Origin of the sequence: Zhengella sedimenti (assembly GCF_046506625.1) — a bacterium.
Classification (GTDB): domain Bacteria; phylum Pseudomonadota; class Alphaproteobacteria; order Rhizobiales; family Rhizobiaceae; genus Zhengella; species Zhengella sedimenti.
The window spans coordinates 460,143-481,757 of sequence record NZ_JBKFFP010000003.1; the positions used below are offsets into that span (position 1 = coordinate 460,143).

Sequence of the window (21,615 nt, forward strand, 5' to 3'; positions counted from 1 at the left end):
CGGCGGCGGGACTCGTTCTCTCAAGGCTAGGTGGGCCTTATAGGGGAGAGGTTCCCCCGTGGGAACCCCGGAAATGGCGCTTGCAACAGGGAAATCGACGCGAGCGGCCAGGCGCTGGCGGTCTATTCCATCCAGGCCTTCACCCCGGCCGCGTTCGCCCGGCTGACCGGCACCCTTTCGCCATCCGCCATGCGCAGGAACGAGCGGCCGTTCTTGCCCGGTTCACGCTCAAGCGCCACCACGCCGTCGCGGGCGACCCAGTGGGACCGGTGAACCTGGAATCCGTCGGCGGGCGCGGTCTCGCGAATGGCGTCGGCAAGGCGCATGAGCAGCATTTCGCTGCCACGGGTGGTCACGGCAAGGACGTAGTGATCCTGCACTTCCAGGCGCACCAGCGCGCCGCGCTTTTCCGGCGGCAGCCGGTCTAGCAGCGGGGCGCGGGGCGGCGCGGCGGGCGCCGCCATGTCCCTGGCCCCTTCCGGCGCGTCTTCCTTGCGGCTTCCGTCCAGCGCCAGCCATGACAGAAGGCACATGACCAGGGCGACCGGCAGCGCCGTCAGGACACCGGCGACATATTCGGTGAGTGACAGGGGCGAGGCGCGAAAGGCGGCGTTCACAACCAGCAGCACCAGCCCCATGGGCAGTGCCGAAAGCGCCGCGCCGACGAGCATGCGCGGCAGGGCATGGGCAAGCCGGCTTTCCAGGAGGGCATCGAAAAACGCGACGAAAACGAGCGCGGTCGACCAGGTCAGCGCCTGCACGATCAGCCAGTAGCCGAGGCGGGCGGGGAGGGCGAGGGCATCCAGCGTGCCGAACGGGCCTGTGGCGGTGAACAGGACGACGGCCGCGGCAAAGACGAGCCAGAGGCGCGAACTGGCCAGAATCGTCTGCAATTCGCGAAGCGTGGATCGCAGAAGGGGTTGGTTCACGAAGTTCTCCGGCCGGTCCGCGCATGTCTCATTGCGGTGGAGCGATGACCATGGCGTCTTGACGGCGAAAGTTCAACGGGCAATTGACCTGCAACCGGAGATACCACCATGACCCTCGACCCGATCCTGAACGCGCCGCTGGCGATACAGATCCATGTCTTCACCGTCGTCCCGGCCGCCATCCTCGGCGCCTGGATGCTCTACGGCCCCAAGGGCACGCGGATGCACAAGGTGCTTGGCCGCGTCTGGCTGGCGCTGATGGTCGTCACCTCGCTCTCGTCCTTCTTCATCCATACGATTCGCATCGTCGGTCCTTTCTCGCCAATCCATCTGCTGTCGATCGTGACACTGGTGACATGCGTGCTCGCCGTCTGGTCGGCGCGCACAAAGCGGCTGTCGTTTCACCGCAAGGCCGTGATGGGCATGTACTGGAGCGGGATCGGCATTGCCGGTGCGTTCACCTTCGTGCCGGGCCGCATCATGAACGAGGTGATGTTCGGAGGCGCGCAGGCATCATGGCTGCTGGTCATTGCCCTCGGCGCGCTTTGCGCCGGCGTGGTGATACACGTGGCGCGGGGCGGACGGTTCAACTGGTTGCCGCGCGGCAAGACGAAACCGGTCATCGGTTGAAGGCCGCCCGGCAGCCGCTTTCTCTGCGGATGCGGGCGCAGTTGAACCGGGCGGGGCTTTGCGGCATTAAGGAACGGCGAAAATACGATGGAGCCAGTTCATGCGCTGGAAAGGCCGCAGGCAATCGGACAATGTCGAGGACCTTCGCGGCCGTGGCGGCGGCGCGGGCGGCGGCATCGGACGCGGCGGCGGGCGCATCCGCATTCCCATGGGCGGCACGCGCATTGGCGGCGCGCGGGGCGGGGGCATCTCCGGCATCGTTATCCTCGTGGTCCTGTTCTTCGCGCTGAGAGCCTGCGGCATCGACCCCTTGCAGATGCTGGAAAGCGGCCCGGGGCAGGTCGCCGGCCCGCAGACGCAGACCACGGGTGACGGAAGCGCGCCCAGCGACGAGATGGGCCGGTTCGTGGCCACTGTTCTTGCGGAAACCGAAGACACATGGAACGGCATTTTCCAGGCAGAAGGGCGCCGCTACGTGGAGCCGACGCTTGTGCTGTTCTCGGGCCAGGTGCGCTCGGCCTGCGGCTTTGCCTCCGCCGCGTCCGGGCCGTTCTATTGCCCGACCGACAGCAAGGTCTATCTCGACACGTCCTTCTTCGACCAGCTTGCGCGCCGCTTCCAGGCGTCCGGCGACTTCGCCCAGGCCTATGTGATCGCCCACGAAGTGGGCCATCACGTGCAGAACCTGATCGGGGTGCTGCCCCGTTTCAACCAGATGCGCCAGTCCATGAGCCAGGCCGAGGTAAACCGCATGTCGGTGCGCGTGGAACTTCAGGCCGATTGCTTCGCCGGCATCTGGGCGCATTACACCGCGCAGAAGGGCCTGCTGGAAAAGGGCGACATCGAGGAAGCGCTGAACGCGGCGCACCAGATCGGCGACGACACGCTGCAAAAACGCACCCAGGGCTATGTCGTGCCCGACAGTTTCAACCACGGCACGTCGAAACAGCGCGCCACATGGTTCGCCCGCGGCCTGCAGAGCGGCAAGCTGGCTGCCTGCGACACCTTCAACAACCCGGTCTGAAAAGCCGCGTGTGTATTTCGTAAATAACTAATTATTGCATAGCTTAAATATTGGCGGTCGATCTTGCCGTCATTTCAATGCCTTTCCCTTAGTCTCACATCCGGACGATCACTGCTTCCGCCATGCCCGAAGCATCGGGGAAACGGTCGATGCTCATGAGGAGCGCCAGCGGGTTTCGCGTTTGCCTGGCAGCGGGCTGACATCGCAAGGCCAACTGGCGGTCCATGTCGGAAGTGAAGGCCAGCAACCGGGGCGCTTGATCCCCGGACGTGAAAAGAAGTGTGGTTCTCATGGCGTTACTGAAACCATTTCTGAACTCGCGAGAAGGAAATATCGCCTTGCTGTCTGCCGCGGCGGCTGTTCCCGTGGTGCTGGCGCTCGCGGTGACGGTCGATTATTCCCAGATCGGCAACCGGGCCGCCAGTCTCCAGCAGGCCGTCGACAGCGCCGCCCTGGCCATTGCCAGGGAAGGCAAGAAGCTGTCCATGGAAGGCGCCCATGCGATTGCGCGCCAGTTCATCAACGGCAACACCGGCAGCGATGCGATGGAGCTTTCCGTCAATCGCAATGATTATTCGGTCCGCGTCGCGGCGACCATCGAACCCGAGCTTGTGTTCGGCGACCTTCTCGGCACCCAGACATGGCGTGTCGGCCGCGAAGCGGTGGCCGAGTATGCGCCGATGCGTTACGAGATCGCCTTCGCGCTCGACCAGACCGGCTCCATGGAAGGTGCCAAGCTGGCAGCCATGAAGAACGCCGTGAATTCGCTGGTCGACGCCATGTCGGCGCAGGTTTCGGTGAAATCGAACCTGAACTTTGCCGTCGTTCCCTATGCGGCCTTCGTCAATGTGGGGCCGCACCATGCGCCGCAATTCGACGAGAAGGGGAAAATCGTCAAGGGAACCGGCGCCGATTGGCTGGATATTCGCGGCAAGGTCAAGATTGACCAGCTTGAGTTCCCCGAAGGGCTCTCGCGCTTCGAGGTCTATCATGCGCTTGGCGTTGCGTGGCCCGGCTGCGTGGAGACGCGCGACCCGACCAAGAAAGGCGCGCATGACGTGATGGATACCGAGGCGACGTCCAAGGATACCGAAACGCTGTTCGTGCCGACATTCGCGATTGACGAGCCGGACGACACCTGGCCCGGCGGCTGGCCGCGCTATCCCAACAACTACATCGTTTCCGATGTCAGCGTGCTGGACCAGACCCCCAAGGGCATGAACCTGAAGCTGGCGAAATACGGACTGCGCAAGGTGAAGGGGGTCATCGAGCGCGACCCGGCGCTTGCCGTGACCATGGATAACTCGCCATCGATCTTCTATGCCAACGAGAAGGACCCGAAGGGTCCGGGTTATGGCTGCGAGGTGGAGCCGCTGTTGCCGCTCACCAGTTCGGCAGCCGATGTCAAGGCCAAGGTGAACGCCATCAAGGCGAACGGTTCGACCAACATCACCGAAGGCGTGATGTGGGGCTGGCGGCTGCTGTCGAACCGGGCTCCCTTCGAGGAGGGCAGCAAGACCGGTGCGCGCAAGATCCTGATCCTCCTGACCGACGGCGCCAATTCCTACGGCGTGCTGAACAACGACCTGCGGTCCGGTTATGGCAGCGTGGGCTATGTGGCGGACGAGCGGCTGGTCAGGGTCTCGGGTACGAGCGACGAGGTGACCGAAAAGATGAACGAAAAGACGTTGGCGGCATGCACCAATGCAAAGGCCGACGGCATCGAGATCTACACGATCCGGCTGGAGGTCGATGACACCGACACCGGCACGCTGCTTCAGGCCTGCGCCTCGGGTGCCGACCACTATTTCGACAGCCCCTCGGCAGACGATCTCAAGCCGGTCTTCGAGGAAATCCGCGACCGGCTGACGGTGGTCCGTCTGGCAGGCTGAGACACAGGCAGGTAAAAGCGAAACGGGCGGTGCCTCGCGATGCCGCCCGTTTCGCTGTTCGCCCGTCCGGCGGGATCAGCGCTCGGCCAGCGCCGGTTCGCCTTTCCGGGCGCGGATCATGTTGGCGAAGCGACGGAACAGGTAGTGGCTGTCCTGCGGGCCCGGCGAGGCTTCCGGGTGATGCTGCACGGAAAAGACCGGCTTGCCGGTCAGCATCAGGCCGCAATTGGAACCGTCGAACAGCGAGACATGGGTTTCCTGGACGCCCTCCGGCAGGCTGTCGCTGTCGACCGCGAAGCCGTGGTTCATGGACACGATTTCCACCTTGCCGGTGGTGTGGTCCTTGACGGGGTGATTGGCGCCGTGGTGGCCCTGGTGCATCTTGGAGGTTCTCGCGCCGAGCGCCAGGGCCAGCATCTGGTGGCCGAGGCAGATGCCGAAGAGCGGGATGTCCGTCTTGAGCAGTTCGCGGATCATCGGCACGGCATAGTCGCCGGTGGCGGCCGGATCGCCCGGGCCGTTGGAAAGGAAGATGCCATCGGGATCGAGCGCGAGGATGTCGGCGGCGGACGTGCGCGCGGGCACGATGGTGACTTTCGCGCCCAGGCCGGCGAGCAGGCGCAGGATGTTGCGCTTGACGCCGAAGTCCACGGCGACGATGTGCATCCGGTCTTCCTGGCTCTTCCCGAAGCCCTCGTCCCAGACCCAGGGCGTCTCGTCCCAAGGGGCGGACTGGCCCGAGGTCACATCCTTTGCCAGGTCGAGGCCGAGCAGGCCGTGCCAGCCCCGAGCCGCCGTCTTCAGCGCCTCGATGTCGAACCGGCCCTGCGGATCATGGGCGATCACCGCATTGGGCATGCCCTTCTCGCGGATGAGCGTGGTCAGGGCGCGCGTGTCGACACCGGCCATGGCGATGATGCCGCGCTTCTTCAGCCATGCGTCGAGATGAGCGGCGGCGCGGTAGTTGGACGGGTTGGTCACGTCGGCCTTGAACACCGCGCCGACCGCGCCGTGGCGGGCGGCAGGCGTCAGGTCCTCGATGTCCTCGTCATTGGCGCCGACATTGCCGATGTGCGGAAAGGTGAAGGTGACGATCTGTCCGGCATAGGACGGATCGGTCAGGATTTCCTCGTAGCCGGTCAGGGCGGTGTTGAAACAGACTTCGGCCTGCACCGATCCGGTCGCGCCGAGGCCGCGGCCTTCGATGACGGTGCCGTCGGCCAGCACGAGGAGGGCGGTCGGACGCGTTGCGGTCCAGGGCGGGGTGGATGCGGTCATGGCTGAACTCCGTCGTCGGGCGCCGGCGGGCAAACTTGCATGGATATGGGTGTTTCGGCTGCGGTCCCATACACCTTGAAAGGCGAAAGGACCAGCGCCATATGTGGCCCGCACGAGAAAAGTGGTCCGGAATCGGCGGAAAGCAACCGTTCGGGACGAGGCCACCGCCGGCGCGATTGCCGGCAAACAAGGTGCACCGTCCATCGGCTCATATTCGGGACTTCGGAAAAAAGAACGTCAAGTCAGTGGCTTGCGTCTTTCCAAAACGATTTGCATCCCGGGCCGCCCGGCGGTAAATTCGCAGCGCTTTACAGGAGGCACTCCATCATGCGCGAAGACATTGCCGCGGCGCTCAAATCGGCGCTCAAGGCACAGGACAAACGCCGCGTCTGCACGCTCAGGCTCATCCAGGCGGCTGTGACCGACCGCGACATCGCCAATCGCGGCGCGGGCAAGGACCCGGTCACGGATGAGGATATCCTGCAGATTCTGGCGAAAATGGTGAAGCAGCGCGAGGAATCGGCCAAGGCGTTCGAAGATGGCGCGCGCCTGGACATGGCCGAGCAGGAACGCGAGGAAATCGCCATCATCCGGGAATTCATGCCACGCCAGCTCTGCGAGGACGACACGCGGGCCGCCGTCCGGCAGGTCATCGACGACATCGGCGCGGAAGGCCTGCGCGACATGGGCCGTTGCATGGCCGCGCTCAAGGAGCGCTATCCCGGCCAGATGGATTTCGCCAAGGCCAACGGCATCGCGAAGAACATGCTGCAATAGCGGTCCGGTCGCATCACGGAAGCGTTTCAGGCCCCGGCGTTCAGCGTCGGGGCCTTTTCGTTGCGTTCATCAGAGGGACGGGCGCGTGAGCATGAGCCAGAGGATGGCCAGCACGCCGGCGAATGCCGGAAAGCCGAAGGCGAACCACCAGCGGTAAAGCCGGTGGTACGCGCCGGGCAGGGGCGTGCCGGCATCGCGCGCCTCCACCGCGAGTTCGCGCATGCGGACCTGCATCCAGACGACGGGAAGCCAGAACAGGCCGACCAGGACATAAAGGGCAAGCGACCAGGCCACCCAGCCTTGCAGGACGGGCCAACCGACCTGTCGCGCCAGCAGATACCCGGTGAGCGGCTGGAGAACCACGGCAGTCGCCGTGAAGACGCTGTCGGCGAGCACGACGATGCCCGCGACATGGGCGATCAGGCGCGCATCGCGCGTGCGGTTCGAGATCACCATGAAGAAGGCGATGCCGGCACCGGTCCCGAGCAGGACCGATGCGCCGACGACATGGGCGAGACGGAGGAGATCCTCGGTCATCGGTCCTCCATCAGCAACCAGACCATGGCGGCCAGCATCATCGCGGGGAAGACCTTGACCATCGGCCCGAGCGGATCGGCCCAGAGATCGGGCGCGGCCAGCAGGCTGGCGGCCAGATAGGCGGCGGAAAGGCCCAGCATTCCAAGAGCCGCAGGCTTGGCCCAGGCGCGCCAGAGGATAGCCAGTCCGAGCGCGATATCGGCCAGGGCGCCGCCGAAAACAGCCGGGCCGCTTACCCATGCGGGAACCGCGCGATCCTGGAGCACGGCCATGGCCCGGGCCGGGTCGAGCAGGGTGACGAGGCCGGAGAGACACCAGAAGAGGGCAAGCACGGCGATGGCCAGCGGCACGGCGAGGAATGCGCGGGCGTAGAGCCGCTCCTGCCGGGTGGATGGCATCCGGCGAAGGGTCTCGTCCAGCGATCGGCAGGGGGCGCCGCCTGCGGCCTGCCAGGGGCCCGGGTCGCCGCGGATGCCGTCGCCCAGCGCCGTCAGTGCCGTTGTCCGCAAGGGCGAACGCCAGCCGAGGTGACCAAGGCCATCGGCAATGCTGCCGGCGAGCCAGAGAAGCACGTCCGGCATGGCCGGGCGCCAGGCCGGCGGTGGCCAGCCCTGCCATCGCCGCACGGCGGCAACGAGTTCGGGAAAGCTACGCGATTCCGCTTCCGTCAGGTCGGCGATGGTGCCGGAGGGGATGTCGCGGCGGGCGGCGGCAACCACCGCCGCTGCGACGTCGCCGACCCAGACCGTCTGGACAGGGGCTTCGGGCAGGATTGCCGGCTGGACGAGCGGCAGGGCAGCAGCAGCGCGCAGCAGCGCCGTTCCGCCATAGGCCTCGGACGAGAGGACGAGGGTCGGGCGCAGGATGACCCAGTCCTCCAGCCCGGACGCCAGGAGCGCATCACCGCGCCTTGGTGCGGAAAAAGGCCGTGGACGCGGTATCGCTGACGCCGGCCGCCGAGACCTGGACGATCCGCATGCGGGTTCCGGCAGCGGCGTCGACGAGACGGGCGACGGCGGTGACGTGGATGGCCTCCAAGCTGTCGCGCGCGCCATCCTGCAGCGCGCCGGAGGCATTGACGAGGACGTCGGCGCCGGCGAGCAAGTCGCGCCATTCATCGACGGTCATTGCGGGGATGTCGCGGATCACCCAGTCAGCCCCGGGATCGCAAGCCATGGCCGAGGCGTACGAACGCCCGACGCCGGTGACGGCAAAACCGGCCCCCGACAGCGCCCGCATGCAAGCGAAACCGATGAGCCCGTATCCGCCCAGAACAATCGCCTTTGGTCCCGGCACCGTCACCCCTTCGATTCGCTGCGGCCTATCCTGCCGTCAACGCGCCGGTTTGGCGACCCCGATCCCGCGGCTGCTGGTCAGACGCGGCGTCCGTAGGGAACCTTGAGCCAGGCGCGTTCATGCAGGTAATAGAGAACCGACTTGGTGGCCACCTCGGTGAAGCCGATGGCCGCGGCAAGCTTGAAGCTGCCCGTGATGACGAGCGAAATGATCATGGTGTCGAGCGTCCCGGTCACGCGCCAGGATACGGCCTTGGCAAGGCTGCGGGCATGGGTTTCCAAGGGGAGGTCCTCCAGATGACAGGCGGCGCAATCTATCAGGCCGCCGATCCGCCGTCAGGCGGCGCGTTGCCGCATTTGCTGATCTGCTGAAATATTTTCCCGTCTCCGGAGCCGCGCGGAGGGAATGGGATTGCGCGGCTGCGATGGCGCGAATACGGGGATCACCGACCGGGCGGCGGGAACCATTTCCCACGGCGCTGCCGAAGCCGTATAAGAAGGTTGCCAGGAGGAACTTCCACCATGCGTTTCCCGCAGTCCTTCCTTGACGAGATCAGGGACCGCGTGCCGATTTCGGCCGTGGTGGGGTCGCGCGTGACCTTCGACCGCAAGAAGTCGAACCTGGGGAAGGGCGACTACTGGGCCTGCTGTCCGTTCCATGGCGAGAAGACACCCAGCTTCCACTGCGAGGACCGCAAGGGCCGCTACCATTGCTTCGGATGCGGCGTTTCCGGCGACCATTTCCGGTTCCTGACCGAACTGGACGGGATGCCGTTTCCGGAGGCGGTGGAGCGGATCGCGGAAATGGCCGGCGTGCCCATGCCCGCGCGCGACCCGGAGGCGGAACGGCGCGAGCAGCAGCGCGCCTCGCTGACCGACGTGATGGACATGGCGGCGCGTTTCTTCGAGGAAAAGCTGCAGGCCGCGGAAGGCGCGAAGGCGCGGGCCTATTTGCGCGGGCGCGAGCTCAGTCCGGCCATCCAGCGCGAGTTCCGCCTTGGCTATGCCCCCGACAGCCGCAACGCGCTGAAGGAATTCCTGTCGGCGCGCGGCGTCGGGAAGGACCAGATGGAGGCCTGCGGGCTCGTGGTTCACGGACCGGACATTCCGGTCTCCTACGACCGGTTCCGCGACCGCATCATGTTTCCGATCACCGACACGCGCGGGCGCGTCATCGCGTTTGGCGGCCGGGCCCTGTCGGCGGACGTGCCGGCCAAGTATCTCAATTCGCCGGAGACCGAACTCTTCCACAAGGGCCGCGTGCTCTACAATCACGGGCCGGCACGGCGCGCGGCCCAGGACGCGGGCACGGTCATCGCGGTCGAGGGCTACATGGACGTCATCGCCCTGGCGCAGGCAGGCATCCGCCATGCGGTCGCGCCGCTCGGAACGGCGCTGACGGAGGAGCAGATGGACCTGCTCTGGCGGATTTCCGGCGAACCGGTGCTGTGCTTCGACGGCGACCAGGCAGGGCTGAAGGCGGCATGGCGCGCCGCCGACATGATCCTGCCTTCAGTCAAGCCGGGCCACACGGCGCGTTTCGCGCTGCTGCCGGAAGGCCAGGATCCCGACGACCTCATCAAGGCGCAAGGTGCGGACACCATGCAGGCGGTGCTGCGCGAGGCGCGGCCGCTGGCGGACCTGATCTGGATGCGCGAGACGGCGGCCGGCATGTTCGACACGCCGGAGCGGCGCGCCGAACTGGAGAAACGGCTGCGCGATGCGGTTTTCCGCATCCAGGACGAAAGCGTGCGTCACCATTACCTGCAGGACATGCGCGAACGGTCCCTGGCGTTCTTCGGCGGCGGGCCGAGGGCCAGGCAGCGTGACGGACGGGGCAGGGGCGAGAACGGCGGGCCGCGCCTGGGCGGTGCATCCGGCCGGCTTGCCGTTTCCGACAGCCTCGCCCGTTCCGCGCTGGTTCGCCAGGCGCAGGGCGGATTGCCGTTGCGCGAGACGGTGCTGGTGCTCACGCTGGCCAACCATCCCTTCCTGCTGGAGGCGCATTTCGAGGAGTGCGCGCAGCTCGAACTCGACAGTCCAGACCTGCGGCGCCTGCTTTCCGCCCTGTTCGACGCGCTGGCGCACGGGCGAACGGGCGACCGGGAGCAGACGCTTGCCGCCGTGCGGGCGTCCGGGCTCGACGGTCTGCTCGACCAGGCGGACGCCTTGGTCCGGCGCGCGCGCCAGTGGACCGCGCTTGGCGATGCCGCCAGCGAGGATGCGCGCGAGGGATTCCTGCAGGCGTTGCACTTGCACCGCTCGGCGCGCGGCTTACATAAGGAGCTCAAGGCGGCGGAACTGGCCCTGGCCAACGAGCCGACGGAAGCCAATTACCGCCGGCTGCTCGACATTCAGGAGCAGATGCGCAAGGCCCGCGCGACAGAGGCGATTATCGACGGGTTCGGTGTCGCTTCCGGGCGCGGAACCGTCCGCAGATCGTCCTGAAGGCCGGACTTGAACAACTGATTCGCGTTTTCGCCCCGAATCATGGCAATGGCAGGGTTGACGCAGGCGTAATAAACCGGAATCAGACAGGTTTGGACCACAGCGCAGGACAGGGCCGCGCGCATGACGCGTGCCCAGCAACACGGGAGCGCGGATTGTCTGACGTGCAGCCCGGCAGGGTTAAGGCAGCATTAACAGGCGTCTTGCTACTTGCAGGGGCCGACCTACCTTTACAGAACCGGTCCGTGTCCGATCACTGACGAGCGACTGACAACGGGCGAAAAAGCCGGCGTGGCCGCGACACGCGCCGGGCGGAGAGAAGAAAGCATGGCGACCAAGGAAAAGGAAGAGGTTGAGACCGAAACCAGCGCGCCCGACGGGCCGTTGCTCGACCTTACCGACAGTGCAGTCAAGAAGATGATCAAGGCCGCGAAGAAGCGCGGCTACGTGACCATGGACGAACTGAACGCCGTCCTGCCGTCCGAGGAGGTCACTTCCGAGCAGATCGAGGATACCATGTCGATGCTCTCCGACATGGGAATCACGGTCGTCGAGGATGACGAACAGGGCGACGACGACGCGACAAAGGACAGCGGCGGCGACGACGACGACGACGCCAACGAGGTGGCGACGCAGCAGGGAACGGCCGTCGCGACGACTGCGAAGCGCGAGCCTGCCGACCGCACCGACGATCCGGTGCGCATGTACCTGCGCGAGATGGGTTCGGTGGAACTGCTGTCCCGCGAGGGCGAGATCGCCATTGCCAAGCGCATCGAGGCCGGACGCGAAACCATGATCGCCGGGCTCTGCGAAAGCCCGCTGACCTTCCAGGCGCTGATCATCTGGCGCGACGAACTGAACGACGGCGGCAGCAACCTGCTCCTGCGCGAGATCATCGATCTCGAAGCCACCTATGCCGGACCGGAAGCCAAGCAGGCGCCGGCCGTGCCGACGCCCGAGGAGATCGAGGCGGCCAAGAAGGAGCGGGAGGAAAAGGAACGCCTTGCCCGCCAGCCGCGCCGGCGCGACGACGACATCACCAATGTCGGCGGAGAGGCACAGGGCGAGGAAGAGGACGACGAAGAGGACGAGCAGAACCTCTCGCTGGCGGCGATGGAAGCGGAACTGCGGCCGCAGGTCATGGAAACGCTCGACCTGATCGCCGACACCTACAAGAAGCTGCGCAAGCTGCAGGACCAGCAGGTGGAAAACCGCCTGGCCGCCGCCGGCACCCTGTCCCCGTCGCAGCAGCGCCGCTACAAGGAACTCAAGGATACCGTCATCACGGCGGTGAAGTCGCTGTCGCTGAACAACCAGCGCATCGAGTCCCTCGTCGAACAGCTCTATGACATCAACAAGCGCCTCGTGCAGAACGAAGGCCGCCTGCTGCGCCTTGCCGAGAGCTATGGCGTCAAGCGCGAGTCGTTCCTGGAGGAATACCAGGGCAACGAACTCGACCCGAACTGGATGAAGCGCATCGCCAATCTTTCGGCCCGCGGCTGGAAGGAATTTGCCCGGAACGAGAAGGATGCGATCAACGACCTGCGTGCCGAGATCCAGAATCTCGCCCAGGAAACCGGCATCTCGATCGGCGAATTCCGCAAGATCGTCAACCAAGTGCAGAAGGGCGAGCGCGAGGCGGCCATCGCCAAGAAGGAAATGGTGGAGGCCAACCTGCGCCTCGTCATTTCCATCGCCAAGAAATACACCAATCGCGGGCTGCAGTTCCTCGACCTGATCCAGGAAGGCAATATCGGCCTGATGAAGGCGGTGGACAAGTTCGAATACCGCCGCGGCTACAAGTTCTCCACCTATGCGACATGGTGGATCCGCCAGGCCATCACGCGCTCGATCGCGGACCAGGCGCGCACGATCCGCATCCCGGTGCACATGATCGAGACGATCAACAAGATCGTGCGGACCTCGCGCCAGATGCTGCACGAGATCGGCCGCGAGCCGACACCGGAGGAACTGGCCGAAAAGCTGGCCATGCCGCTGGAGAAGGTGCGCAAGGTGCTGAAGATCGCCAAGGAGCCGATCAGCCTCGAAACGCCGGTCGGCGACGAGGAGGATTCGCATCTGGGCGACTTCATCGAGGACAAGAACGCCATCCTGCCCATCGACGCGGCGATCCAGGCGAACCTGCGCGAGACGACGACCCGCGTGCTGGCCTCGCTGACGCCGCGCGAGGAGCGCGTGCTGCGCATGCGTTTCGGCATCGGCATGAATACCGACCACACGCTCGAGGAGGTGGGGCAGCAGTTCTCGGTGACGCGCGAGCGCATCCGCCAGATCGAGGCCAAGGCGCTGCGCAAGCTCAAGCATCCCAGCCGCAGCCGCAAGCTGAGAAGCTTCCTCGACAGCTGACGCGTTTCCCAAGCCGGCGGACTCGATCAAGGCCCGGGTGGAAACGCCCGGGCCTTTTCACGTCGCTGGGCTCAAGCGTCGTGATCGTGGATAAAATCAATATTTCACTTGTTCGTTTGTTTTTCAGGAAGAAAGAATGCGTTCCTCATCAAGAGACGGCATTCAAGGGCCCCTGCATGAAACGTATCACGATCCTTCTTTCCACCCTCGCGGCGTCGGCGATGCTCTCCGCATGCGAAACGACGCAGGAAGTAAACCAGACCCTGCAGATGACCTGGATCGGCCAGCCGGCCGAACTTTTCTTTGCACGCCACGGCGCGCCCATGCAGCAGTTCGCGCTACAATCGGGCGGGGTCAACTATACCTGGCGCGGCGGCCAGACGACGGTGACAATTCCGGCGCAGTACCGCCCGGCACCGCAGGCCCAGAAGCCGAACCCCGTTTCGAGCGGTTTCGGATCGCGCAGCACGTCCACCACCACGACCGTCTCCAATCCGGCCCCCGGCACGACGGTCACGCGTACCGAGACGCGCTCGTCCGGCGTGAGCTTCAATCCCGATGCTGCGCTGGCTGCTTTCGGCGGCCAGCCGCAAACGCCGCCCGGACAGGTTCTCGTGCGTCCTGCGCAGACGCGGCAACTGTTCTGCGAAGCCACCATCACAACGGACGCGGAAGGGCGCATCACGGCCTTCAACATCCTGCGTGACACGACCGGCGAAGGCTTTTCGTTGTCGCGCTGCAATGAAGTGCTGCGCGGGGCCTGAGGTGCACGACAAAGCGGAGCGGGTCGCGACCCGTTCCGCAGGCCGGCATTTCACAATCCGGAGCAGCTGGTGTAAGCCTCCCGGTGATCGTTCAACGGAGGCAGACGCATGTCCTTTCTCAAACGCCTGTTCGGCGGCGGTAACAGCGACACTTCTCCGGCAAGGGCGGAGACGTCGGAATACAAGGGCTATGTCCTGACACCCATGCCCAAGGCGGAAGGCGGCATGTACCGGTTGCAGGGCCTGGTATCCCTTGGCGAAGGCGAGGCGCGCCGGGAGCACATGCTCATCCGCGCCGACATGTTCCCGGGAGAAGCCGATGCCACGGAGGCCTTCCTGCGCAAGGCGCGGCTGCTCATCGACCAGCAGGGCGAGAGCCTGTTCGGCTGACCATGGCGCAGAAGCGGCTTCTCATCGGCACACAGGGGCAGGGGCTCTACGAATTCACGGACGAAGCGACTGCCTTCGTGCGCGAAAACGAGACCGGCGAGGCGCTCCTCACGGTTTTCGTGCGGCATACGTCCTGTTCCCTGCTGATCCAGGAAAACGCCGATCCAGACGTGCAACGCGACCTGAAGGCGTTCTTCGCGCGTCTCGTTCCCCCGGCCGACGACCCGGCAATGAACTGGATCGTTCACCGCGACGAAGGCCCCGACGACATGCCGGCGCATATCAAGGCCGCGCTGACGGCCACGTCCATCGCAATTCCGGTCGCCGAAGGCCGGCTTCTGCTCGGCACATGGCAGGGCATCTACCTGTTCGAGCATCGCGACCGGCCGCACCGGCGCGAAATCGTGCTGCACCTGTCGCAGTGACGCAGCCGATCCGTTAACGAGCGCTTCATCCGCATGCGGCAATGTGGCGCCATGAAAACCGTTTCTCCCATGTTGTCCTTCCTTCGACCGGCCTTGATCATCTGCCTCTGCGCGGGGCTTGCAGGCTGCGGCACGGCCGCTGTCGTCGGCGCTGGCGCGACCTATGCCGTGACCAAGGCGGCAGTGAAGACGACCGTCAAGACGACGGCCGGGGTGGCCCGTCTCACCGGGCGGGGTATCGCGGCAGCGGGACGCGCCGTCGTGCCCGACCGGGACGCGGAAGACGGCAACGAACGGGTCTTTCCGGAATAGAAAGCGGAAAAAAGGCGCCGCCCCGTGAAGGCGACGCCCTTGTCAGCCGGTACTGCCAGTCGAGTTGCTTACTGGGCCTGCGGAACCGTGTCCGTGCTGCCGACCGGCGCTTCGTCAGCCGGTTCCGGCGTGGCCTGCGTTTCTTCAGTCGGAGCCGGCTCGGCCGTGGCCGGGGCCTCGTTGGAAACCGGCGCGTTTTCCTCGATCGTCACCGAGCTCGTCGCCGTGTCGTCGGCGGGAGCCGGCTCGGTCGCGGCCGGCGTGCCATCCGTCGCAACGGTGTCGCCGGCGTCGGTGCCGGAGAAGATCCATGCGCCGACCGCGACCAGGGCCGCGATGGCAACGCCGGCGATCAGCCATCCGGCGCCGCCCGAAGAGGTTTCGACGCGCGTTTCACGATAGTCGCGGCGGGGGGGCATATTGTCGTCCATGACAGGTCTCCTTGCAAAAGACTTTCATCAAAAGTGGCGCTGCCTGAGTGGCAAGGCTCGCATGAAGAAACGTCTGTTTCAGGATTTGCGTTCCGGCCGGCGGATCACAAGTCGTGAACGGATGAAACAGGTGCGGCCTGCCGGATTCCGGCGCAAGAAAAAGCCCGGCCGGGGAGGGGGCTCCGGCCGGGCTTCGATCCCGCAAGTCAGGCAAGGGACGGCGCCTACCCGACGGGATGAGGCAGGGATATCCTCAAGTTAGGGAACAAAAACGGAAATGCGATGGGCCGGATGAGACCATTTCGGGGCAATATGGAGGCAGGCGGGCATGTCTGCCGCCTGCCTCCGGCACGGATCACTGCGCGACAGCGGCGGTTTCCGGCGAAACCAGCGGCGTGATGCGCCGGACGGTCACGCGCCGGTTGGCCGCTTCCCGTTCCTCGGTCTCGATCTTCAGGTCGCTTTCGCCGTAGCCCTGCGTGACAAGGTTTTCCGGGGGAACATCGAACACGTCGGTCAAGGCGATCGCGACATTCTCGGCGCGGCGGTCCGACAATGCGAGATTGGCGGTTTCCGACCCGACAGCATCCGTGTGGCCCTCGATCAGGAAGGTCTCGGTCGGGCTGCGTTCGATGATCCGGTTGATGGCATCGGCCAGATCCTGAAGCTTGCCGATGTCCTCCTCGCGGATTTCCGCCGAGCCGAAGGCGAAGTTCACCGTTTCGAGGTCGATACGGGGGAGCTTGTCGCGCAGGCGCTCCGAATAGCGGACTTCATCGACCGAATAGAGGCGTTCGGCCCGCTCGACCGGCGGCTGCTCCAGGAAGTCGTAATAGTCGTCCGAGGTCGCATCATAGGGTTCCCAGATGTAGCGGTCGCGCGGCACGGTGACGCGCAGCGGCGGAAGACCGTAGTCGCGGTCCCAGCGGTCCCTGCCGATGGGCATGTCGTCCCAGCGGTCCCGCGGAACGTAGAAAAGCACATATTCGCGGCCATCCGGCGTGATACGGGAGCGGCGCAGGATCTCGCCGTTGGGGCCATAGATCGTCACGATGGTGGCATTGGCGCGCTGCACGGTCTCGCGAACGCGGCCACCGCCAAGCCGTTCGACCATCACATCGCCCGATCTCCGGCGCAGGCGCTCGTCGCGTCCGTCCCGGCGCTCGACGACAAGGCTGCCGTCGCCAAGGCGGAAGATGACCCGGTCGTCGAATTCGCGGACTTCGCGTGCGTCCTGGCGGTCCCGCCAGCGCGGACGCGTCGCCACGTCCCGGCCATCCCTGATGCGCTCGCCGCGTTCGCGGCCAATGGGATCAATGGGATCTTCCACACGGACCCGTTCCTCTCGACGATCACGCCGGTCGCGACGTTCCTCGGCCTGGCGTTCGTCCTGGCGCCTCTGGTCGGCGCGTTCGCGCTCCCTGTCCCGCCGTTCCTGTTCGGCCCGCTGGCGTTCCTCGGCCTGGCGGCGTTCCTCGGCGCGCTCGCGCTGACGCTCTTCCGCCCGGCGGCGTTCAAGCTCTTCGCCGCGCTGACGCTCCTCGGCGCGCTGACGCTGCTGTTCCTCTGCACGCTGGCGCTGGCGTTCCTCGGCACGCTGGCGCTGCTGCTCCTCGGCGCGCTCGCGCTGGCGTTCCTCTGCACGCTGGCGCTGCTGCTCCTCGGCGCGTTGGCGCTGCTGCTCCTCGGCGCGCTGGCGTTGACGCTCCTCGGCGCGCTGACGCTGCTGCTCCTCGGCGCGCTGACGCTGCTGCTCCTCGGCGCGCTGGCGCTGCTGCTCCTCGGCACGCTGGCGCTGCTGCTCCTCGGCCCGCTGGCGCTGGCGTTCCTCTGTACGCTGGCGCTGTTCCTCGGCGCGCTGGCGCTGTTCCTCGGCCCGCTGGCGCTGGCGTTCCTCTGTACGCTGGCGCTGCTGTTCCTCCGCGCGCTGACGCTGTTCCTCGGCGCGCTGACGCTGCTGTTCCAGCTGTTCGGCACGCTGGCGGGCCAGCGGCTCGGTCACCCGCCGGCGGAACTCCTCCTCGGCTTCAGCTGCGCTGGATTGGGCCAGGAGAATGCCCGCGCCCGTCTTTGCCGGAACGGCGGGAACAAGTGAATCCGCGTAAACAGGGGCGGTAAAGGCCAGTGAACTGGCCGTGGCCAGCAGTATCAGACGTCTCATGCGATTTCCTTTCGGAGGTTCGGTCCCTTCGCACATAGAATTCCCTTGCACAGCTTTCTGTTCCGTCGAGGGCGGGAGCATGGCCGCAATGGGGCGCGGCCCGCGGATTTATCCTACATGACGCCGCGGGCCATCCCCGGAACCGAGGCGATCTGCTTCAACGCGGTCTTGAGCGCCTCCTTCTGGTTCTTGTCGAGCATGTCGACCGATACGGCGTTGGAGGGTTTCAAGCCGGCGTCGAGATCGCGGCTCTGCTGCTGCAGCATCAGGCTGAGCAGGATGCTGTGCGCCGACAGGACGGATTTCAGGTCGCCGGCATTGCCGATCTCCCGCTCGATGAGACCCTCGATCCGCGCGCGCGTGCTGTGAACAGCAACGTCATGGGCAAGCGCCATCACCCGGGCCGCGGCAACCACGGCGAACAGGCCGTAGGCCTTGAGGTCCAGCCGGCCGTTCTCGGTGCGGAAACCGCCGAACAGGGTGAACGGGCTTGGAGGCTCCGGGATGTTGGCCGCCATGTGGCGCGGCAGCACCGCCTTCGGGCCGCCCTTGGCCCAGGCGTAGTCGAACAGGTCGTGCCCAAGGGCGAGGTCGCCGTGAACCGGCAGGAGATCGAAGAAGATGTCGACGTTGAGGAGATCCTCGGGCGTCGTGCGGCCCGTCCAGCCGTCGACCCGTTTCTTCCAGGTCTCCAGCGAACCGCGGAACTCCGGATTGGTGGCCATCACATTGCCCTTGCAAAGGGGCACTCCGGCCGCGTGCAGGGTCATGGTCATCTTTTCCGCCATTGCGGCGAACCAGCGGTCTTCCGGTCCGTCCGGCTCGCCGGCGGCAAAGACGATGGCGTTGTCCTGGTCTGCCGCCAGCAGGCTTTCGCCGCGTCCTCCCGAACCCAGGACGAGAACGGCATAGGGACAGGGCGGTCCGCCCTTGCCTTCCTCCTGCATTTCCCTTTCGGCCAGTTGCGCTGCGCGGCGCGTCAGCGAGCGCAGTTCCTCGCTGGTGATCTCGGCGACGAGGCGGGCGTCGAGGCCTTCGCGGATCAGCAGCGACACCACCGACGGTAGGGTGGCCCAGGCTGCGGCCATTTCCCCAGACGATCCCGCGGTCTCGATGGCGTCGTCCAGCTTGATGGCCGCGCCGGCGCGCAGCTTGAGCAGGTCGCGGGCCGAGACGATTCCGGTAAGCCGGCCGGCATTGTCGCGCACGGCCAGATGTCGGAAGCGCAGCCGGTCCATGCGGCTCATCGCGCGGTATGCGAAGGCTGCCTCGCGGATGGAGGCCAGTGGCCCCTTGACGAGGTCGCCTGCCGTGCGGGCAAAGGCATCCACGCCGCGGCTCGCGATCTCGCGCATGACGTCGCGCTCCGTGACGATGCCATATTCGGGCACCGGGCGCCCCTGCGCAGCCTGCGGATGCACGAAGACCGACGAGATGCGGCGGTCCGTCATCAGGTTCACCAGGTCGCGCAGGATCATCGCCCGGTCCACCACGACGGGCGGCTTGCTCATCATGTCGCCGACGCGATGCTGGTAGGCATAGGGGTCGAACTGGCTGAAGGTGCGCTGAAGCTGCGTTTCGCCGCCGTCGATGACCGGTGCCGCCCAGCCGGCCTTGCGGGCGGCCTCGCTGTCGGTGCCCTGTCCCGACATGCGCAGGGTGGCGCGCTCGGCTTCGCCCAGCGTGCGGATGCCGACCGCTTCCAGTTTCGGCACCAGGGCGGTGAAGATCTCGGCCGTGGCCACCGCGTCGCCCAGGGCGGAATGCCGGCCGACAATGGCGACATCGAGCCACGAGGCGATCACATCGAGCGAGTATTCCGGCAGGTTGGGATTGGCCAGTTGCGCCAGAAGGCGCACGCACAGGGTGCGCGGCCGGGTCCAGCGCATGCCCGCGCGCACGCATTCGCGTTCGAGGACAGCCACGTCGAAGCCGATCGCATAGCCGACGACCAGCCGTGTGCCGATGAACGCCTGCATGGCGCGCCAGACTTCCGGAAAGGGCCGCGCCAGCCGCACCATGGCGTTGGTGATGCCGTGGATGGCGCTCGACTGGGCGGGGATCGCCTCGCCCGGATCGACGAGTTTCTCGAACGAATCGGCCGGCCTGACCTTGCCATTGTCGATATGAACGGCGCCGATCTGGACAATGCGCGCCTTTTTCGGATCCAGCCCCGTGGTCTCCGTATCCAGCGATACCGCGTTGAGCATGGACAGGGGCGTCGCGCCCGTGACGTGTTTCATTGCCTCGCCCTCCCGGCCGGTCCGTTTCGCCGGCACACTTGCACGCTGATACCGGCGCAACCTTGATCAGAGTCAGGCGCCGCGGCAAGGCGACGAAAGTTCAGCCCGTCGCGGCGGGATATCTTGACGCGGCCTGTCCGGGTGCCCACACAGGCCGCATGAGCGACGAACCTTTCTGGAAGACGATACCGCTGGAGGCGATGAGCCGGACCCAGTGGGAGAGCCTGTGCGACGGCTGCGGCAAATGCTGCCTGGCGAAGCTGGAGGACGAGGACACCGGCGAAATCTACTGGACGTCGGTCGGTTGCCGCCTGTTCGATGCCGGCTCCTGCCGCTGTAGCGACTATGCGAACCGTGCCGCGCTCGTCGCCGACTGCGTGCAGCTTACGCCGGAAAACGTGCGCACCATCGCCTGGCTGCCATCCACCTGTGCCTACCGGCTGGTAGCGGAAGGCGAGGACTTGCGCTGGTGGCATCCGCTGGTCTCCGGTTCGCGGGAAACCGTTCACCAGGCCGGCGTTTCGGTCAGGGGCCGGGTCAGCGCCTTCGAGCAGGACCTCGCCGCCCCAGAGGACTATCTGCCGCACATGCTGGACGGCGAGCCCTGAAGCGGCCGCGGGCGGGTTGAACCCGGCGGTAACCTTCTGCATTGTCCGACGCCAACAATTGCGAGAGGACCAAGATGAACCCCGATGAAACCCGCGCGCTCGTCCGGCGCTACCTCGACGCCTTCAACGCTTCCGACCACGAGGCCATGCTTGCTGTCCTGGCCGAGGACGTCGTGCATGACATCAACCAGGGCGGCCGCGAGATCGGCAAGGACAAGTTCCGCTGGTTCAATGCCATGATGGGCAAGCATTACGACGAGACGCTCGGCGACATCGAGATCATGGTGAACGAAACCGGCAGCCGGGCGGCTGCGGAATTCACCGTACGCGGCACCTATCTTGCCACGGCGGAAGGCCTGCCGCCTGCCAACGGCCAGTCCTATTCCCTGCCCGCGGCCATCCTGTTCGACGTCGACGACGGGCTGATCAGCCGGGTGACGACCTACTACAATCTCTCCGACTGGATCGCCCAGGTTTCCGATGACCGTTGAGGTGCGGCGTCTGACGGCGGACGAAGTGGAGCGCTCGATCGACGCGCTGGCACGGTTACGTATCGTCGTCTTCCGTGCATTTCCCTATCTGTACGATGGCGACTTCGCCTATGAGCGGCGCTACCTGAAGACCTACATGGAATCGCCCGACGCCGTCGTCGTGGGCGCCTATGAAGGCCGGCAGCTTGTCGGGGCGGCCACTGCGTCGCCGCTGGCCGACCATTTCAGCGAATTCGCCGAACCCTTCGCGAAGGCAGGGCTGTCGCCGGAGCGCCATTTCTATTTCGGCGAATCCGTCCTCCTGCCGGCCTATCGCGGACGCGGCGTCGGCGTGCGGTTCTTTGACGAGCGCGAACAGGCGGCGCAGGAGAAGGGGTTCGATGCCTGCGTCTTCTCCGCCGTCGTTCGGCCAGCCGATCACCCCATGCGGCCGGCTGACTACCGGCCGCTCGACGATTTCTGGCGCAACCGCGGCTATGCGCGCATCGAGGGGCTGGTGACGGAATTTTCCTGGCTTGACGCCGGGCAACCGGCCGAAACCGCCAAGCCTATGGAATATTGGCGGAAATTTCTCCGCTGACGGATGCCGGGTGCCATGCCGCGCGCCATGGCG

At 65.9% G+C, this 21,615-nt stretch carries 22 protein-coding genes; 13 read left to right on the forward strand and 9 right to left on the reverse strand.

Annotation, left to right across the window (positions count from 1 at the left end; translation table 11 throughout):
- Positions 1-122: 122 nt before the first annotated feature.
- On the reverse strand, positions 123-929 hold the full coding sequence (locus ACLB6G_RS11580) for a LytTR family DNA-binding domain-containing protein (RefSeq protein WP_410356326.1): 807 nt from the start codon (positions 927-929) through the stop codon (positions 123-125).
- 108 nt (positions 930-1,037) lie between these two features.
- On the opposite strand from ACLB6G_RS11580, the gene ACLB6G_RS11585 reads away from it, so the two are divergent.
- The 3 genes from ACLB6G_RS11585 (at position 1,038) to ACLB6G_RS11595 (ending at position 4,475) form a co-directional block, all read left to right on the forward strand.
- Complete coding sequence (locus tag ACLB6G_RS11585) at positions 1,038-1,559, forward strand: DUF2306 domain-containing protein (protein WP_410356327.1); 522 nt, start codon at positions 1,038-1,040, stop codon at positions 1,557-1,559.
- Positions 1,560-1,659: 100 nt separating this feature from the next.
- Entirely contained in the window at positions 1,660-2,583 is a 924-nt protein-coding gene (gene ypfJ / locus ACLB6G_RS11590) for a KPN_02809 family neutral zinc metallopeptidase (protein ID WP_410356328.1), read from the forward strand.
- 338 nt (positions 2,584-2,921) lie between these two features.
- On the forward strand, positions 2,922-4,475 hold the full coding sequence (locus tag ACLB6G_RS11595) for a vWA domain-containing protein (protein ID WP_410356329.1): 1,554 nt from the start codon (positions 2,922-2,924) through the stop codon (positions 4,473-4,475).
- Between the two features lie 75 nt (positions 4,476-4,550).
- On the opposite strand, the gene carA is transcribed toward ACLB6G_RS11595, so the two are convergent.
- Positions 4,551-5,753 carry a glutamine-hydrolyzing carbamoyl-phosphate synthase small subunit gene (gene carA, locus ACLB6G_RS11600; RefSeq protein WP_410356330.1) on the reverse strand — a complete coding sequence of 401 codons (1,203 nt, stop codon included), beginning with the start codon at positions 5,751-5,753 and terminating at the stop codon, positions 4,551-4,553.
- A 327-nt stretch (positions 5,754-6,080) separates the two neighbouring features.
- On the opposite strand from carA, the gene ACLB6G_RS11605 reads away from it, so the two are divergent.
- On the forward strand, positions 6,081-6,530 hold the full coding sequence (locus ACLB6G_RS11605) for a GatB/YqeY domain-containing protein (protein ID WP_410356331.1): 450 nt from the start codon (positions 6,081-6,083) through the stop codon (positions 6,528-6,530).
- Between the two features lie 69 nt (positions 6,531-6,599).
- On the opposite strand, the gene ACLB6G_RS11610 is transcribed toward ACLB6G_RS11605, so the two are convergent.
- From ACLB6G_RS11610 to ACLB6G_RS11625, 4 genes are all read right to left on the reverse strand, one after another.
- Positions 6,600-7,067 carry a DUF2269 family protein gene (locus ACLB6G_RS11610; RefSeq protein WP_410356332.1) on the reverse strand — a complete coding sequence of 156 codons (468 nt, stop codon included), beginning with the start codon at positions 7,065-7,067 and terminating at the stop codon, positions 6,600-6,602.
- On the reverse strand, positions 7,064-7,786 hold the full coding sequence (locus tag ACLB6G_RS11615; RefSeq protein ID WP_410356333.1) for a DoxX-like family protein: 723 nt from the start codon (positions 7,784-7,786) through the stop codon (positions 7,064-7,066). Before ACLB6G_RS11615 ends, ACLB6G_RS11610 begins: the two co-directional genes overlap by 4 nt.
- 181 nt (positions 7,787-7,967) lie before the next feature.
- Complete coding sequence (locus ACLB6G_RS11620; protein ID WP_410356334.1) at positions 7,968-8,363, reverse strand: NAD(P)H-binding protein; 396 nt, start codon at positions 8,361-8,363, stop codon at positions 7,968-7,970.
- A 77-nt stretch (positions 8,364-8,440) separates the two neighbouring features.
- A complete protein-coding gene (locus ACLB6G_RS11625) occupies positions 8,441-8,644 on the reverse strand; it encodes a DUF2061 domain-containing protein (RefSeq protein ID WP_410356335.1) in 204 nt (67 codons plus the stop codon).
- Positions 8,645-8,884: 240 nt separating this feature from the next.
- Here ACLB6G_RS11625 and dnaG point away from each other — a divergent pair, with 240 nt between their 5' ends.
- From dnaG to ACLB6G_RS11655, 6 genes are all read left to right on the forward strand, one after another.
- Entirely contained in the window at positions 8,885-10,810 is a 1,926-nt protein-coding gene (gene dnaG / locus ACLB6G_RS11630; protein ID WP_410356336.1) for a DNA primase, read from the forward strand.
- 327 nt (positions 10,811-11,137) lie between these two features.
- On the forward strand, positions 11,138-13,177 hold the full coding sequence (gene rpoD, locus ACLB6G_RS11635; RefSeq protein ID WP_410356337.1) for an RNA polymerase sigma factor RpoD: 2,040 nt from the start codon (positions 11,138-11,140) through the stop codon (positions 13,175-13,177).
- 80 nt (positions 13,178-13,257) lie between these two features.
- Complete coding sequence (locus ACLB6G_RS11640) at positions 13,258-13,941, forward strand: hypothetical protein (RefSeq protein WP_410356338.1); 684 nt, start codon at positions 13,258-13,260, stop codon at positions 13,939-13,941.
- A 108-nt stretch (positions 13,942-14,049) separates the two neighbouring features.
- A complete protein-coding gene (locus ACLB6G_RS11645) occupies positions 14,050-14,331 on the forward strand; it encodes an HlyU family transcriptional regulator (RefSeq protein ID WP_410356339.1) in 282 nt (93 codons plus the stop codon).
- 2 nt (positions 14,332-14,333) lie between these two features.
- Entirely contained in the window at positions 14,334-14,756 is a 423-nt protein-coding gene (locus ACLB6G_RS11650) for a secondary thiamine-phosphate synthase enzyme YjbQ (protein ID WP_410356340.1), read from the forward strand.
- Between the two features lie 51 nt (positions 14,757-14,807).
- Positions 14,808-15,068 (forward strand): hypothetical protein, encoded by a 261-nt coding sequence (locus ACLB6G_RS11655; RefSeq protein WP_410356341.1) that lies wholly within the window; start codon positions 14,808-14,810, stop codon positions 15,066-15,068.
- Between the two features lie 68 nt (positions 15,069-15,136).
- Here the strand turns inward: ACLB6G_RS11655 and ACLB6G_RS11660 are convergent, their stop codons facing one another.
- From ACLB6G_RS11660 to ACLB6G_RS11670, 3 genes are all read right to left on the reverse strand, one after another.
- Positions 15,137-15,499: a RodZ family helix-turn-helix domain-containing protein gene (locus ACLB6G_RS11660; protein WP_410356342.1), complete on the reverse strand. Its 363-nt coding sequence runs from the start codon at positions 15,497-15,499 to the stop codon at positions 15,137-15,139.
- Between the two features lie 355 nt (positions 15,500-15,854).
- Complete coding sequence (locus ACLB6G_RS11665) at positions 15,855-17,660, reverse strand: OmpA family protein (RefSeq protein ID WP_410356343.1); 1,806 nt, start codon at positions 17,658-17,660, stop codon at positions 15,855-15,857.
- A 113-nt stretch (positions 17,661-17,773) separates the two neighbouring features.
- Positions 17,774-19,903: a DUF294 nucleotidyltransferase-like domain-containing protein gene (locus tag ACLB6G_RS11670; protein ID WP_410356344.1), complete on the reverse strand. Its 2,130-nt coding sequence runs from the start codon at positions 19,901-19,903 to the stop codon at positions 17,774-17,776.
- A gap of 158 nt (positions 19,904-20,061) precedes the next feature.
- Between ACLB6G_RS11670 and ACLB6G_RS11675 the strand changes: the two genes are divergently transcribed.
- From ACLB6G_RS11675 to ACLB6G_RS11685, 3 genes are all read left to right on the forward strand, one after another.
- Positions 20,062-20,511 carry a YcgN family cysteine cluster protein gene (locus tag ACLB6G_RS11675; protein ID WP_410356345.1) on the forward strand — a complete coding sequence of 150 codons (450 nt, stop codon included), beginning with the start codon at positions 20,062-20,064 and terminating at the stop codon, positions 20,509-20,511.
- A gap of 74 nt (positions 20,512-20,585) precedes the next feature.
- Positions 20,586-21,002: a ketosteroid isomerase-related protein gene (locus ACLB6G_RS11680; RefSeq protein ID WP_410356346.1), complete on the forward strand. Its 417-nt coding sequence runs from the start codon at positions 20,586-20,588 to the stop codon at positions 21,000-21,002.
- Positions 20,992-21,582 (forward strand): GNAT family N-acetyltransferase, encoded by a 591-nt coding sequence (locus tag ACLB6G_RS11685; protein ID WP_410356347.1) that lies wholly within the window; start codon positions 20,992-20,994, stop codon positions 21,580-21,582. The genes ACLB6G_RS11680 and ACLB6G_RS11685 overlap by 11 nt, the downstream gene beginning before the upstream one ends.
- The last annotated feature ends 33 nt before the right edge of the window (positions 21,583-21,615 follow it).